We start from the raw sequence: 14,481 nt of genomic DNA, 5'->3' as shown, positions 1-14,481 counted from the left end.
TTCCTCAATTTGGGAGGGTCAGAACGCTAGTGAGCGTCGCGGTTGCCGCAAGCACCACCAGAATGACCGCAGTTTCGATTTCGACGGAACGCACCAGATGGCGCGCGGCTTTGCCGTCCCCGGCCTGCATGGCGGGAACGAAGCGGAGCTTGTTGGCGGCTGCCATTGTCAGGACTGCGCCTACAAGCACCAGCTTGATCAGAAGGGCTTGCCCGTAGCTGGTTTCCACCAGTGCCCGGAAGTCGCCCAACAACAGCCAAGCCATCAGCAGCCCCGCCAAGATCAGGGCGGGAACAATCACCGAAGCGGCTTGCCCAAAACGATGCCCCAAGGTGGCTGCGCTGGCCAAATTCTCTGGTTGTCGTGACAAAGCGCGAAGCGGGCCAAGGATGCCGATCCAGAATGCGATGCCCAGAAGGTGCAAGAATAAGAGCACGCGGACACCAGTGGCCTCCAACTCGGGGACATGTCCGATTTGAGCAAATGACCACAGGGCGATCAATCCGCCGGCAAGTGCCACCGACTGACCAACAAGGGGCGTGAATAGTCCAATGATGATCAGAACTGTGCCGACAATCCGATAGACCAGAACGTCGCCGACCGGCGTTTGCCACAACAGGCCGAGCATTTCAGGATCGATCATACCATCGGCCCCGCCCGTCAGGGCGGCACCCCGTAGCATGAAACCAAGGATAGATGCGGCAAGCGCCAAACTTGCCAATAGAACAGCCTGTACCCGAATCCTATCACGGAGAGGCGACACCAGACTGACAAAGGCGACCCGAATGATCATAAGCCCGACTGATCCCGCAACGCCGATATAGAGCATCAGCTTCGTAAGGATTGCAGCTATTCCCCAGATGTCCGGCATGCTCAGTCCACCGTGAATGTGAACTCGCCCTGCATGGCGTGCCCATCCTCACCCAAGCCCCGCCATTCAATGCGATAGATGCCTTCACCCATGCCTTGCAGCGGAAGGGTGAACACCCGGTCAAAGCTGGTCTGGTCTCCAAGATCGAGCCCGACCGAGGGATGATCCTGATGGGTCATGTCCACCCGTGTCAGACGGATATCAGCAGCGAAGTTGAAACTGATTTCGGCGGGAACCTCGGCAATCACCGCCCCGTTTTCAGGTGTTGTGGTGTCCACGCGGGAATGCGCAAACGCACTGGTGGCAAGTGTCGAGATCAGCGTGAGGGTCAAGAGTTTTTTCATTATGTGTTCCTCAGTTAATTCCGTTGGCGCGCTGAATTTCGCGGATATAGGCGATGACCATAGTGACATCGCCGCGGGTCAGACCGTCAACCGGCGGCATGTCGCCAAACCGCCAGTGATGGCTTCTGACACCCATCGCAACAGCACGCTGAAAGGATTCGTCGGCATGGTGGCCGGGTTCATAGATAACATGGATCAGCGGCGGCCCCGCACCCTCAACGCCAACAGCGTTGATGCCGTGACATGCAACGCAAGCGTTTTCAAATATGCGCTGCCCGATAGCGGCGTTGCCGTTGATTGGTGGCATCTGGATTGCGACCATGGCGCTGCCGTCGGGCGGTGCCGAATTGGCAACATCGTTGGCGGGGGCAGGGCGTAGTAAGATGTAAGCGGCAGCGGCCGCCACAGCGCATGCGCCCATTAGGAGGTATTTTCGGTTCATGTGGTGATCCTAACCTTGTGAAACAGGGAAAAGCCGCAAACTCGTTGCGGCACACCGAAACGCGTTCAAAAGTGCGAACGGCGGCGAAAAACTGTTTCAGAGGTTTGGTGGTCTGTCCGGGTTGTTCGGTTCTTCAAGCGTGGATAGGCTTGAAACCTGCCAAGCCAAATCGGCTTCAGATTGGTCGCATGTCGCAAAAGAATGCTGCGACGTCAGCACCAGGACGTGGCACAGGGCTGGATTACAACCATCGTGTTCAAATCCGCCAGGCTCAAGGGGGGGGCCGCCTGTCGGTTGCCCCGAAACATGGCCTAGGTGGTGGTCCTCCACAGTCATGGACATGTGGGTATCACAATGTCCATTAATGCAGTCTTCAGACAACGCATGCACAGCCTCCACGAACCTGCTCATGAGGATCAGAAGTGAAACTAAAAACGCTGACGTTATATGTCGCAGCATCGGCATGTTCGTAGAATAGTGCACGGCTAACGCGGTGGCAACTTCACCGTCGCCGACGGCTCGGGTACTGTATGTGATGACGAGCGGCCCGACTAACGGTGACTCGATTGAAGACGCTCAAATCGATGGGCCCGTTAGTCATCTCGCCTAGTTCGAAATCAACGCGCTTTCCGTTGCTTTGCGTCCGGAATCGGCAAGGGACGCCACTGGGTAAGGGCTGGTGTTGATGCGCCTGGGAGAACCATTCGGGCGCACTATCGTTTAGAGCACCTTAGCAGCTGTGATCGACGCACGCCCGTGTGGGCCGTTTGCTTTTATCGAGTGCTTCGCACCGCCTTGTCGTCGTCAGCGGCGGCGCGTCGAGTGATTTGTTTGTCAGAACCCGTGTTATGGGGCCACTTTAAGAAGACCGAAATCCACGTGTCATGGTATAGCTTGGAGAGATATGCCTTGATCAGGGGCGGACTGATTGGAGACCAGAAAACTCAGTTGAAACGCATCTGGCGAAATGTGAGTGACAATCGCCGGGATCGGGGTTGCTTCTGGTCGTTCACCATATCGCTTTTGCGCGCCGGAATGGCATGAGTCCAGAGGTGACGCGCTTCGCCAGAGAGAATGAGCAAGCTACTCGGCCCGAGGACCAAGTCAGTTTTTTGACTGACTTTGGTATTCTCCAGACACATCACGCAAGACGACAGAAGGCTCAATGACGCAATCACATCACCAAAACAGGGCCTGCAATCCACATGCGCAGATATGCCCTGACCGGGCATGTATTCATTCACAATGGCCTGATCAGGGACGAAACCGAAATGACCAGCACGGGTCATTCGCTCTGCTAGACCTTGCAAGAACGAGGGAAGTGGACCGAGATAATCTTCCGCTCGAGCTTGCCTCGCCTTGTAGTCATACCGAAACCCATAGTGCTGAACGCGCCGTTTCAGATCATCACACCACGGCTGCGTATCAATCTTGCGCACCAGATAGTCGGCTTCTTCGGCCGAAATGAAATCAGGCAGGTACTTCAAGCCTTGGGGCAGATCAGGCTGAAAAACCGAACGTTGCGAAGGTTGTGTGCTCATCAACTTCCGGCTCCTCTCAAGCCGGCTTCTGATATGAACAGGCCGGATAGTCATCGGGGTCGGAAGAATAGGTGTCCGGCGCCCCGAAAGCGGCTTTCTTGTCAGTCTCGTCCATCTAATACGGACCCTTGGTAAAAGGGCGATTAACGGTCGAGATCGCGTTTGGGCACCCGGTTCAGAGTCCTGTAGTATAACGCTCCAGAAATCGGATCACGAGTTCATAGGTGCTGTTTTCTTGACCGAAAGTGAATTGACGCTGAGAAGTCCTGAGAGGGCAAAGTGAGTGTCATGGCTCTGCCGCCTGCCAAGATATCGAGATAAACAGCGGTCCGAGAAACCGAGCTGATCCTCATTACTCATGACCGCTGCTGATCTAATCGAACCCGAAGAGCTATGCCCTAGCTCGCCAGGGCCTCAGCGGGGGCCGCAGCGATCACCAGCACTTCGAGCTTGTAATGCGGCTGCGCAAGGCGAGCTTCCACACAGACACGTGTCGGCGGGGCGATGCCACTGACCCAACTGTCCCAGGCGTCATTGAAGCCAGCATAGTCGCTCATATCGGTCAGCCAGACCTGGACGGAGATGATATGACTGCGGTCCGTCCCGGCCTCTGCCAGCAGGGCATCGACCTTGGCAAAAACGTCATGAGATTGCGCGACGATATCGGCCTCTTTTAGCTGCGAGACCTGACCGGCAAGGTGGATTTGTCCGCCATGTGAGGCAATTGCCGAAAACCTGGCCGATCCACCGGTTTTCGTGAGTGTGTGGGACATTTTGGGATTCCATATGTGAGGGGCTGTTTCTGCCTTCTACCCGTAGCGGTTTCTTTAAGGCAAATGCGAATCTATTGAGTATATTTCAGAATTACTGAAGTTGTGGATGCCGCCCAGCCCGCTTCAGGCCATGCACAGCCGCTCAGCCGCATTGGGTCATCTCTTGCACAGTCTCTATGATGCCCGTCTCAACCAGGGTTTCGGCGGGGGATTGAGACGCGCCGGCTTTGCGCAGGATTTGAATCTGCCGCACTGCGTCCGGGTCTTCGAGGGGGCGAAAGACCAGATCATCTGGCCGTGTGGTCCAAACGGCCATCTCGGGCAGGATCGTCACACCGATATTGGCGCGGACCATCGCAAGGATCGAGGTTAAGTTATGCGCCGAAAGATTGGCGCGCCGGTGCAGGTCTTTCGACTCAGGATGTGCAATTCCCGCCGACAGGCTGTTCGAGATCAGGCGGGTGGATTGTAGATCCGACCAGGACACCGGGGATGTCTCTGTGGCAAGCGGGTGGTCGGGGGAGGTCACGACGCCGAACGGATCCGTCATCAGGGGGAGGCTACTTAGGCCCATGCCGGTATCGCTGCTCGTGGCGATGCCGATATCGACCCGGCCCCAGAAAAGCTCCTGCAGGACAGAGGTCGAATCCATATCGCGCACCTCTAAATGGATCGACTCGAGGGCATGCAGGTGTTGCGCGTAGAAGCGGGGCATCACGGTTCCTGCGACAGATGGGACCACGGCCAAGCGGACATGCCCCTGCCGACCGTGGGCAAAGTCTTGGATCGCTTTGACGGTCATGTCGAAATGCTGCAATTCGCGTTCGGCTTGCTCCAGAACATAAGCCCCGACCGAGGTCAGTTTGTTCTTGCGGTCTTTCTCAAACAGCGGCTGGCCAAGGTGCTCTTCAAATTGCTTAAGAGTCATCGAGACGGCTGAAGGCGTTTTGGATAGCAAATCCGCCCCGTCGCGAAGGGTGCCACTACGCGCGACTGCGGAGAGGCAGCGGAACATTTCGATCTTCAGCGCCATTTCAATATATCTGAAATTAGTTTCACTTATTTTAGTTTGAGTGAAGATCCGGCAAGTGTCAATACGATGACGAACCAGACCATTTGCGAGGCGATATGACATGACCGAGGTACAGCGAAACCTGATTGCGGGCGAATGGCAGACGGGTGAGGGCGAGATTGAGAATATCAACCCATCGGATCTGAGCGATTGCATCGGGGTCTTCGCGCAGGCCAGCGGGGATCAGCTTGAGGCGACCCTGGATCGGGCGCATGCGGCGCAGATCGAATGGGCCAGCTATGCGATGGAGCGCAAACAGGCGGTCTTGATGTCGATCGGCAATGAGTTGATGGCGCGGGCCGAAGAGCTTGGCACGCTTCTGAGCCGGGAAGAGGGCAAGCCACTCGCTGAGGGCAAAGGCGAGGTTTACCGGGCCGGGCAGTTTTTCACCTATTACGCGGCCGAATGTCTGCGCCAGTTGGGCGAGAATGCGGACAGCGTACGCGCCGGCGTCGAAGTGGATATCCGCCGTGAACCCGTTGGCACCGTGGCAATCATCAGCCCCTGGAACTTCCCCACCGCCACCGCGTCTTGGAAAATCGCGCCGGCGCTCTGCTATGGCAATGCGGTCGTGTGGAAACCGGCCAATGTCACGCCGGCCTCCGCCGTGGCGCTGACCGAGATCATCAACCGTCAGGACATCCCCAAAGGCCTGTTCAGCCTGGTCATGGGCGCAGGCCGGACGATCGGCCAGCGGCTGGTCGAAAGCCCCAAGATCAACGCGATCAGCTTCACCGGCTCGGTGCCGGTTGGGCGCGGGATCGCGGCGGCGGCGGTGCAGAATTTCACCAAGATCCAGGCCGAAATGGGCTCCAAGAACGCGCTGGCGGTGATGGACGATGCCGATCTCGATCTGGCTGTGTCGCTTGCGCTTGGCGGCGCCTTTGGCGGGTCCGGGCAGAAATGCACGGCGTCTTCGCGTCTTGTGGTCCATGCCGGAATCCATGACGCCTTTGTCGAAAAGCTCGTGGTCGGCGCGCAGGCGATGAAGGTCGGCCATGCGCTGGAGGACGGCGTGCAGATGGGTCCGATTGTCAGCGAACAGCAGCTGACCGAGAATCTCGCCTATGTCGACCTGGGCCAATCCGAAGGGGCCGAGCTGGCCTGCGGCGGTGTCAGGCTCGATATGCCACATCAAGGTTTCTACATGAGCCCCGGCGTGTTCCTGAACACCACCAACGATATGCGCATCAATCGCGAAGAGATGTTTGCGCCGCTGACCAGCGTCATCAAGGTCGGCAGCTATGATGAGGCGCTGGCCACGGTCAACGACACCCATTTCGGCCTGACTTCCGGCATCGTCACCCAAAACCTCGCCCGCGCCACACATTTCCGGCGGAACGCGCGAACGGGCGTGGTCACCGTGAACCTGCCGACCGCAGGCACCGATTACCACGTGCCCTTTGGCGGGCGGGGCGACAGCTCCTACGGGCCGCGCGAACAGGGCAAGGCGGCGGCAGAGTTCTACACCACCGTCAAGACGGCCTATATCTCTGCCGGAGCGCCGGTCTGATGCGGATCGACAATCTGCAATACGCGAACTGGTCGGAGAAGATCTTCCGGCAACTCCGCGAAGGCGGCGTGGACGCGATCCATGTCACAGTCGCCTATCATGAGAACTTCCGCGAAACGGTCCTGAATTTCGAGAAATGGAACCGCTGGTTCGAGCAGTTTCCCGATCTGATCATGAAGGGCAAATGGGCCAGCGATATCGACATTGCGCGGGACACGGGGCGCACGGCGGTGTTTTTCGGGTTTCAGAACCCGTCGCCGATTGAGGACGACATCGGTCTGGTCGAAATCCTGCACGACCTCGGCGCGCGCTTCATGCAACTGACCTATAACAACCAGTCTCTGCTCGCGACGGGCTGTTATGAGGCTGAAGATGGCGGCATCACGCGGATGGGCCGCCAGGTCATCAAAGAGATGAACCGGGTTGGTCTGGTGATCGACATGAGCCATTCGGGCGACCGCTCCACCATCGAAGCGGCGGATATTTCGGAGCGCCCCATCGCGATCACCCATGCCAACCCGTATGACTGGGCACCCGCCTTGCGCAACAAGAAACCTGACGTGATCCGCGCCGTGACGGAAAACGGCGGGATGTTGGGGTTTTCGGTCTATCCGCATCACCTGAAAGACAAATCCGACTGCACGCTTGAAAGCTTCTGCGAGATGGTGGCGCGCACGGCCGAGACCTATGGCGCCGAACATCTCGGGATCGGCACTGATCTTTGCCAGGATCAGCCGGACAGCATTGTGGAGTGGATGCGTGTGGGGCGCTGGACCAAAGAGATCGACTACGGCGAAGGCTCCGCCGCCGCACCCGGGTTTCCGCCCATGCCACATTGGTTTCGCGACAATCGCGACTTCGGCAACATCGAAGCGGGGCTGCGCGCAACAGGCCTGAGCGAGGCTGAGGTCGCCGGGATCATGGGGGGCAATTGGTACCGGTTCTACGAGGAAAACTTCACCCCTGGATAAGAAATGTCCGGGTGTCCGGGCGAGACTTCGCGCGGAAGGGAGCACCCGGCAGATGGCATGTCATGGGAGGACAATATGTCAGACGTCTCAATCACCGATAAACTCAAAGGCTCCGGGGTCAACATACCCCTTCTGGCCGTCTCGGGCGGATTCATCATCGCCTTTTGCCTGCTCGCTCTGATCAATCTCGACGCCTTGTCGGCCGCGGTTGACTGGGGCTTTGCGGTCTCAGCCCGGTACTTCGGGCTCTATTGGCAGGTGCTGCTGCTGGCCACGTTCCTGATCGGTCTGGTCCTGTGCATCCTGCCCGGCAGCCGCGCGGTTATGGGCGCGCTTGCCACGCCCGAGTTCACCACGTTCCAGTGGGGCTCAATGATCATGTGTACCCTTCTGGCGGGCGGCGGCGTGTTCTGGGCCGCGGGGGAGCCGATTGCCCATTTCCTATCTTCTCCGCCGCTTTTCGGGGCCGAGGCCGCCACGGTCGACGCGGTCAACCCCGCGATTGCGCAGAGCTTCATGCATTGGGGCTTTCTGGCCTGGGCGATCCTGGGCTCGCTCAGCACCGTGATGCTGATGCACTACCACTATGAAAAGGGCATGCCACTGGCCCCGCGTACTTTGCTTTATCCAGTCTTTGGCGACCGTGCGATCAACGGACCCATCGGGGTGATCGCGGATGCGTCGGCCATCATCGCTGTGGTTGCGGGTACGGTGGGACCGATCGGGTTTCTGGGCCTTCAGGTCAGCTATGGCTTGTCAGATCTCTTCGGTCTGTCGGATACGTTCATCACCCAGGCAATCGTGATCATCGCTCTGGCGGCGCTTTACACGATCTCGGCGATGACCGGCTTGTCGCGTGGCATCCAGTTCCTGTCCAAGATCAATGTCCTCTTGGCCGGGGCGCTGTTGCTCTTTGTGCTCATCGCAGGGCCAACCGGGTTCATCTTCGCGTCCTTCTTCGAAGGCTTTGCCACCTATCTGGGCAATTTCTTCCAGATGGCGCTTTATCGCGGTGAGGCGGGTGTATTCGGCGATCCGGGTTGGCTCGGCTGGTGGACGGTCTTCTTCTGGGGTTGGTTCATGGGCTATGGCCCGCTGATGGCGATGTTCATCGCGCGGGTCTCACGGGGCCGCTCGATCCGGTCGATCATCCTGATGCTGTCGATCGTGGCGCCCATCGTGACCAATTTCTGGTTCACGATCATCGGCGGCACCGGCATCGCGATGGAACTGGACGCACCGGGCACGATCTCCACCGCGTTCGAAGGTTTCAACCTGCCCGCAGCCCTTCTGGCGATCACCGGCAACCTGCCGATGGGCTTCCTGGTCTCGCTCCTGTTCCTGATCCTGACCACGATCTTCGTGGCCACAACCGGCGACTCGATGAGCTATGTGATCGCGGCCACGATGAGCGATGGCGACAATCCCGCCACCTCCGTGCGCGTCTTCTGGGGCGTGGTGATGGGGATCATGGCGATCATCCTGATCTCTGTCGGCTCTGGCGGCATTTCCAAACTGCAAAGCTTCATCGTCGTCACCGCTGTGCCAGTGTCGCTGATCCTTTTGCCATCGCTTTGGGATGCGCTGCGGATCACGCTGGCGAAAGGGAAAGAACTCTGACAACTGCCGCGCCCTGGATGTGTAGAGCGTCTGGGGCGCGGCTCGGTCCATCGTCGTCACGAGAGGTCTATTATGAACGACATCGCGCTCCGGCACCCCGATACCGTCATGCGTCTTGCCCGATTGGGCAGCTTTCACCAGTCGCGCTTGTCCTTCATGCGTGTTCTGACACGTCGTCTGGCCCGCGAAGGTTGGAGCTTTGAGCGCACCGCGTTTGAAATCGACGATTTTGGCGTTGGCCACGCGGTCTATACCACGCACGGCCCCGACCGATCATATTCCCTGGTCGCCTTTGCCCATGACTTGCCGCCTGAGAGCCGCTCTGACCGGGTGATCGCCGAAGCATGGGACACCACCTTTACCCTGTTCGACGGTATTCCTGATGTCGGCGATATTGAGCGTCTCTCCAAAAACATACCCTTGCAGGAGGCCGGTCGTGTCACCAGCAGGGAACTGTCAGTGTCTCGTGCCAACCGCTCCGTCCGCCTATGGGACCATGTGGTTGCGCAGCTGGCGGCGGGGGCGCAGCCATCGGTCGACCAGATCAACGCCGTTGGCTATCTGATGCGCACCACTGCGGTCTACGGGTCGGGCAAGTTGGGCGCGGCAGATCGCGAGATGATCGCGGGGCGACCTGAATTTCGCGCGCCGTTTCAGGTGGAAATGCTGTCGGTCTTTCTGACCCGCTGGTTCGTACGCGATTTGGTGCAACATATGGCCGACACGCGCGCAAAGCAGGCTGGCAAAACCGCCGCATGTCTGGATTCTGAAATCGCGCGGACGCTGGGCATCGGCAACTCCACCGGCCTTGGTATGGCGCCTTTTCTCCTGAACCACCCGCTGTTGTTCAACAACTGGGTGACCGCGCGGGAAGAGGCGCTCCGCATCGTCCGCAACATGCCGACCGCCAGCGCCGAGGCGGTTGCGCTGTTCAGGTCTCTGATGCGTCGCAGCCAGGCCGCAATCCAGAACTGGCAGTCGGAGCATCCGGTGCAGGTGGAGAGGTTGGCGCAGTTGCGCGCGGATGTGACCGCGTTGGAGGGCCATCTCGCCGATTATGATTTTTCGGTCAACGATCCTTGGGACACGCTGTTTCGCTGGGCGGAGGTCAATCTGACGCTGGAAGGGCAGGAGTGGCTGGCTTCGCTGATGCTCGAGCCCTATGACGCTGAGGTCGACGCCTTGGTCGAGGATATGGCCGCCGATACCAGCGCCAGTTTTCGTATTGCAGGCGCGACGACCATCGGGGAGATCCGGGCTCTGATCGCCGAGATCTACGGCTGGGCAATTGAGACCGATTGGGCGATACCCGAGAACAAGGCCCGGGCCTGGTATGTGTCGGAAGAGAAGCTGGAGCCGCGCCTCGGCGAACGCTTCGAAGAGCCAATTGAGGAGTATGAGCAACCTCTGGCGCCGGGCCGGGATGCCGCCGTGTTATACGAGGCGCTGACCCATTGGCCGGATGACACGCAGATTGCCGAGTTCCTGTTGCGCCATCCCCGGCACCGCCACACCGTGCGGCGGGTGCAGATCGTGGGTCGCGCACCTTATGGCGAAATCCGAGATAACACGATCAGCAGTACCATTCTGCCCATCGATATGTTGCGCTGTAAGCTCGCGTTTTTTGGGGCGACGCAGTTCGATCCGCGCTCGGATCGGTGGGTACGGATTTGCATGTATGGGAATGCCCCATACCCCGATGAGTTAACAACAGACACGGCGGATTTCTGGGTCTATCCGCCTGAGACGGAGGTTCTGGCATGACGCACTCCCTCAACGAAATCGAAGCATTGAGCAAGCGGGCAGCACGAGGCTCAGGCCTGTCCTGGGGGCTGGCCGAGGAGGCTGCGAAGGGAACCCGCTGGCTGGCGTCTTTTGGTTTGCCAGGGCCGGAGCTTCTGGCGGACCTCTTGGAACTGAACGACCGTCGCGCCGAGATCGACGTCTCACCGATGTCTCTCGATGGGGTTTGGGCGGCACCCGCCGGGCGGATGAGCCCGCTGATTTCGGGTGCCTCGCTGAGCGATTGTGCGGGCCGATTGCTGGCCTTGGGGCAAATCCAGCTCCAAAGTGTCAGCTATCCACTGCTTTTGGTGCCGTTTCTGGGCGGCGCGGCGCTCCGCCTGAAACAGCCGGTCTCGGCAGCGTGGGACGGAGCGCGATTGACCACAGATGGCCATCAGCTCTGCGTCCAGGGCGATGATGCGCTTTTGACGGACCATGCGACCTTGGTCACGGTCTCCGCACCGGCGCAGATGTTGGGGCCGAAAGAGCCGGTGATGCGGGCCCAGGTTTCGCCAGATAGTTGGGCGAGGCTGAGCCGGTTTGCCCATCGTACCTTTGCGCCTGCGACCGAGGAAAGCCGGATGCGCGGGGCCGGAGCGGGGCTGAGCGATAACGATTGAGCTACGCCTGAGACGTGAGGACGTTGCCTGTCATTGCGGACCGCGCCTTGTGAACACCCGCCTGAGGCATACAGACTTTGGCGAAACAGCAGATTGCTTTGATCCTGAAAAGAAGAAAGGTGCCAGGTCCGAAGACCTGACACCCATCCGTCGCAAGCGACAGGGAGAACGCTTGCTCAGTTCAGACCGGCGTCGAACAGATAGACTTTTTCGTCCGGACGCGGGGTCCAGTCGATCCGGTTGCTGACGCCGTAGAAGTCCGGCTGGAAGTAGAGGTGCAGCCACGGACCGTCGTCGTAGAAGACCTGCAGCATCTCATCGACGATCTGACGGGTTTCTTCTTCGGTCTCTGCCGCGGCGATGTCGGCCCAACGGTCGAACCAGCGCGGATCATCCCAATGGGTGTAGTTCGTGCCCGCATCGACGGCGGCCAGATCGGTCATGTCGTAGAGCGGGCTCCACAGAGCACCCCCAGATCCGATGAAGTAGAGCGGACCGGCGTTCCGTTCACGGATGATCGGAATATAAACACTGGACCATTCCATGATCTGCAGATCGACATCCAGGCCCACATCTTCGAGGTATTGTGCAATGGCCTGCACGACGTTGGCGTCGTTCAGATAGCGCCCCTGGCCAGCTTGGAAAGCGATGGAGAAACGTGTGCCATCGTCACCGCGCGGCCAGCCTGCTTCGTCCAAAAGCCGCTCTGCGGTCTCGGGATCATAGGGGTAGGGCTCAAGGCTCTGGTTCGCATTGGGCGGGTTCACGATACCGGTCATCCGCTCACATTCGAAGTTGAGCAACTGGCTGCAGATCGCGGGCACATTGACCGCATATTGCAAGGCGCGGCGCACCGCCGGGTCTTGGATGGCATCGCCACCGGGCTCCATTGCCATGCTGTCGCTGAGATTGAAGCCGACATACATCCGCCGCGTCCCCTGGATCGGGTTCACCTCGGCTGCACCGCTGGCATTGATGACATCCATCTGGTCCGGCGCCACATTGGTGATAATATCCACATTGCCAGCCATCAGCTCGGCGGAGCGGGTGGAGGCTTCGGGAATGAACCGCCAGATGATGCGCTCGAAACCGACATCGGCGCCCTCGACAGCCTCAAGCACAACCTGGGACCCGCGACGCCATTCGGCCAGACGATAGGGGCCGGAGCCAATCGGGTTACCCGACGCCTCATCGAGGGTCATCGCCTCATAGCTGTCCATGCAGTGGATGAAGACCTCCGCGATCAGACCAAAGGCGATGGGGTTCGGCGCACCGATGTTGATTTGCACCCGCAGATCGTCCAGCGCCTCGGCACTTTGGAAATCAATCGAGCTGAACACAAAGCCGGGGGTGTTGCCGGTGAAGGCATTTTCCGGGTCGGCGGCACGGTTGAAGGAATAGGCGGCATCTTCTGCCGTCAATGCCTCCCCATCATGACAGGTCAGGCCCTCGTTCAACGTGTAGACATAGGCCATCCCATCGTCGGAGATCTCCAGCGTATTGGCTAAGTCAGGGCGGGCCACGCCGTCGCCGCCCATGGTGAAGAGGGTGCCGAAGATATGCCGCGCGATATTCGAGTTGTCGCGCGAAGAAATCGGGGCCGGGTCGAGTGTTGTGATATCCGCGCTCAGACCGACGACAATCGTGTCATCAGCGGGCTGCGCATAGGCCCCCGTCATCAGCGCGACGCTGGCAGCACCGGCTGCAAGCAAGTGGTGTAGTCTTGGCATTGGCTTTCCTTTCACCTGTTGGATGGTCTTCGGTGGACTGTCTTTTATTTTTTGAACAACGTTTCTTCAGTCCGGGTTTCGGCAACCTCGAAGCCATCCAAGCCGCGCCAAGCGCGTTTTTCAGGTCTTCGCGGTTACAAGGCTTCGACAATGGTCGCCGGGTCAAAGGCGGCGAGAATGCGGGTATGGTCAGAGATCAGCTTTATGGCGCGCTCGGCGTCGCCATCGGCCAGGGCGTCCACAATCGGGGGGTGGTTGCCCGCGACCTCATCGAGATTGCGTTCGTCACGGTTGCGCAGCGCCATGATCTGGTGAATGCGGAGATAGAGGTTCTTCCACGAAGCCAGGAGCAGGTCATGATCGGCCAGAACGATCAAGGCATGGTGAAAGGCCTCGTCGGCGGCAACCAGCGCTTCAAAGTCATCGGCCGCCGCTGCGGCGGTCATCGCGTCGCAGTGTTCGCGCAACAAATCCAAGGGCGCGCCGTTTTCCAAGATCCGACGGACCGCCATCACCTCGAATACTTCCCGCAGAGAATAGGTTTCGGCCACCTCGCGCGCGGTCAACGGTTTCACCCGCTTGCCCTTATAGGCAATGGTTTCGACCAGACCGTCATTCTCCAGAATCTGGATCGCCTCGCGGATCGGCGCGCGGGAGACGTTCATTTGTTCGGCAAGGGCGGTTTCAACCAGACCCGTCCCGGGCCGCAAGCGCCCGCTCAAGATCGCGCTGCGCAATCGGTCCGCCACTTGAACGCGCAGGGGCACGTTTTCGATTGGCGCAATGTCATGGGGCATCGGGTCGGCAAGGGCAGGTTTTGCGGTCGTCATAAGGTCGCTCCTCCTAGGAAATCACTATCGGCCCGTTGGTGTGTCTGAGCGGACGGCATCTCTACAAGACGCCCAACAGGAAGGTGGCGATACTTAAAGGAGCGGGGCGTCGATCTTGCAACATCAATCGGCAAGGCGCAGGTCGATTGGATACAACCCGTGGCATTTGTCGCATCGTCGCCATGCAGGTTTGATGTTGTGTAATGTCGACAATCCATAAGTGGACAATGCAGCGCGACTTCGCGTGTTGTCAAGCTTTCTTGGGGAATAGCGCGCTTGAGAAAGCGCAAAGCGGTGTTTTCCGGGGGTCGTGAGCCGTATTGCGGCGTCCAACCAGCGGTGTTTTACGCGCCACCCGGTCATTCTTTG

The 14,481-nt window shown here is 59.2% G+C and carries 13 protein-coding genes; 5 read left to right on the top strand and 8 right to left on the bottom strand.

Features of this window, described 5'->3' with window-relative positions; all coding sequences use genetic code 11:
- Window positions 1-4: 4 nt before the first annotated feature.
- From GTF44_RS12305 to GTF44_RS12280, 6 genes are all read right to left on the bottom strand, one after another.
- Window positions 5-871, bottom strand: a complete 867-nt coding sequence (locus GTF44_RS12305; protein ID WP_171558748.1) for a copper resistance D family protein — start codon at window positions 869-871, stop codon at window positions 5-7.
- A gap of 2 nt (window positions 872-873) precedes the next feature.
- Entirely contained in the window at window positions 874-1,215 is a 342-nt protein-coding gene (locus GTF44_RS12300; protein ID WP_171558750.1) for a copper resistance CopC family protein, read from the bottom strand.
- 10 nt (window positions 1,216-1,225) lie between these two features.
- On the bottom strand, window positions 1,226-1,657 hold the full coding sequence (locus GTF44_RS12295; protein ID WP_171558752.1) for a cytochrome c: 432 nt from the start codon (window positions 1,655-1,657) through the stop codon (window positions 1,226-1,228).
- 944 nt (window positions 1,658-2,601) lie between these two features.
- The gene (locus GTF44_RS12290; protein WP_171559828.1) at window positions 2,602-3,198 is read right to left on the bottom strand and encodes an alpha-ketoglutarate-dependent dioxygenase AlkB; all 597 of its coding nucleotides are present in this window, start codon (window positions 3,196-3,198) and stop codon (window positions 2,602-2,604) included.
- 398 nt (window positions 3,199-3,596) lie between these two features.
- A complete protein-coding gene (locus GTF44_RS12285) occupies window positions 3,597-3,971 on the bottom strand; it encodes a RidA family protein (RefSeq protein ID WP_171558753.1) in 375 nt (124 codons plus the stop codon).
- Between the two features lie 142 nt (window positions 3,972-4,113).
- Window positions 4,114-5,004 (bottom strand): LysR family transcriptional regulator, encoded by an 891-nt coding sequence (locus GTF44_RS12280; protein WP_171558755.1) that lies wholly within the window; start codon window positions 5,002-5,004, stop codon window positions 4,114-4,116.
- A gap of 100 nt (window positions 5,005-5,104) precedes the next feature.
- Between GTF44_RS12280 and GTF44_RS12275 the strand changes: the two genes are divergently transcribed.
- From GTF44_RS12275 to GTF44_RS12255, 5 genes are all read left to right on the top strand, one after another.
- Window positions 5,105-6,556 carry an aldehyde dehydrogenase family protein gene (locus tag GTF44_RS12275; protein WP_171558756.1) on the top strand — a complete coding sequence of 484 codons (1,452 nt, stop codon included), beginning with the start codon at window positions 5,105-5,107 and terminating at the stop codon, window positions 6,554-6,556.
- A complete protein-coding gene (locus GTF44_RS12270; protein WP_171558758.1) occupies window positions 6,556-7,527 on the top strand; it encodes a membrane dipeptidase in 972 nt (323 codons plus the stop codon). The genes GTF44_RS12275 and GTF44_RS12270 overlap by 1 nt, the downstream gene beginning before the upstream one ends.
- A 75-nt stretch (window positions 7,528-7,602) precedes the next feature.
- A complete protein-coding gene (locus GTF44_RS12265) occupies window positions 7,603-9,147 on the top strand; it encodes a BCCT family transporter (protein WP_171558760.1) in 1,545 nt (514 codons plus the stop codon).
- A gap of 72 nt (window positions 9,148-9,219) precedes the next feature.
- Window positions 9,220-10,911, top strand: coding sequence for a hypothetical protein (locus tag GTF44_RS12260; RefSeq protein ID WP_171558761.1), 1,692 nt, complete (start codon window positions 9,220-9,222; stop codon window positions 10,909-10,911).
- Window positions 10,908-11,552, top strand: coding sequence for a DUF3726 domain-containing protein (locus tag GTF44_RS12255; RefSeq protein WP_171558763.1), 645 nt, complete (start codon window positions 10,908-10,910; stop codon window positions 11,550-11,552). Before GTF44_RS12260 ends, GTF44_RS12255 begins: the two co-directional genes overlap by 4 nt.
- Before the next feature lie 176 nt (window positions 11,553-11,728).
- On the opposite strand, the gene GTF44_RS12250 is transcribed toward GTF44_RS12255, so the two are convergent.
- Both GTF44_RS12250 and GTF44_RS12245 read right to left on the bottom strand, forming a co-directional pair.
- On the bottom strand, window positions 11,729-13,282 hold the full coding sequence (locus GTF44_RS12250; RefSeq protein ID WP_171558765.1) for an ABC transporter substrate-binding protein: 1,554 nt from the start codon (window positions 13,280-13,282) through the stop codon (window positions 11,729-11,731).
- A 134-nt stretch (window positions 13,283-13,416) separates the two neighbouring features.
- Window positions 13,417-14,112, bottom strand: coding sequence for a GntR family transcriptional regulator (locus GTF44_RS12245; protein WP_171558766.1), 696 nt, complete (start codon window positions 14,110-14,112; stop codon window positions 13,417-13,419).
- Window positions 14,113-14,481: the final 369 nt, after the last annotated feature.

Source organism: Roseobacter sp. HKCCD6576-2 (assembly GCF_013179285.1).
Taxonomy (GTDB): Bacteria; Pseudomonadota; Alphaproteobacteria; order Rhodobacterales; family Rhodobacteraceae; genus Rhodophyticola; species Rhodophyticola oceani.
The sequence above is the reverse complement of the archived record's forward strand: the minus strand, read 5'-3'. Positions and strand labels throughout refer to the sequence as shown.